Genomic DNA, 926 nt, shown 5'->3' on the forward strand with positions numbered 1-926 from the left:
TCCCAAAGCTTACTGCATGAGCATCTCGTCGAAATTGCATGCATAAATCGAGAGTATCATCCATTTCAATATTTACGGGAATAAATTCCATTTTACACTCCGTACTTTAAGTAGATTAACCTAACGCCCAATTAAAGGGTGAACAACGCCACCACCCGAACCTAAAGCATTGTGCCATAAACACTAAATTTGAAGTAGAAGCAAAAATGCCAAGCGTTGTGAATCCCTCTTAAATTGCTTGTTATGTGCGTTTCACCGCCATGAACCATCTAGTACTTTTAGCCAGCCGCCCAAAATCTGTGCGCCGATCTGTTTTTACCGCCTTTTTAGGATCAAGCACAAACTCATTACCTCCGTCGCGGCAATACACAACCCAGTGCCAAGTATCTTCTTTTTCTCGATAATTGATGGCTAGGATAGCTAAATCAGGTAATGCATTGAATCCCTTAAAAACCCGACGTTTTCCGCCAACATTGAGGTTAAACTCTTGACCTAATTTTTGTAGTTCGGAAGCGCTTGTATAAAATTCATCATTTGATTCAAGATTGAACAAGCCTAACGCAACATCTTTTACGTTGGAGTACTCAGTTCCTGCTAATATGGCAATACAAGCCAAACCGCAACCTGTACGATCTTGTTGAACGACTCTTCTCATGTTTCCTCCAAGCACATAACGCCCAGTTAAGGGGTGAAGCAAGCAATACCTAAGCTGCTGCATGGCACTTCAACACCAAAACCACCGCATACAAAAAATGCCACGCGTGCTGAATCCCTCTTGAACTGTTTGTTATAACACAGTTTTACACGTCGTCTTCCGTCAAAATCTGACGACAATTACGAACTGTTAAGACACGAATTTCGTGGCTTAAACTGTAAATAATACGATAGTGACCGAAAATGATTTCACGATAGTTTGTATGGGGCAT

1 protein-coding gene and 1 pseudogene are annotated in these 926 nt (G+C 41.4%); both read right to left on the minus strand.

What is annotated here, in order from left to right; all coding sequences use genetic code 11:
- Positions 1-241: 241 nt before the first annotated feature.
- Positions 242-655 (minus strand): cysteine peptidase family C39 domain-containing protein, encoded by a 414-nt coding sequence (locus RXX31_RS24665; RefSeq protein ID WP_158125657.1) that lies wholly within the window; start codon positions 653-655, stop codon positions 242-244.
- Between the two features lie 145 nt (positions 656-800).
- A pseudogene (locus tag RXX31_RS24675) lies at positions 801-926 on the minus strand (type II toxin-antitoxin system RelE/ParE family toxin); the annotation flags it as partial.

This window comes from Vibrio sp. EA2 (assembly GCF_033042495.1).
In the GTDB taxonomy this organism is placed as follows: Bacteria; Pseudomonadota; Gammaproteobacteria; order Enterobacterales; family Vibrionaceae; genus Vibrio.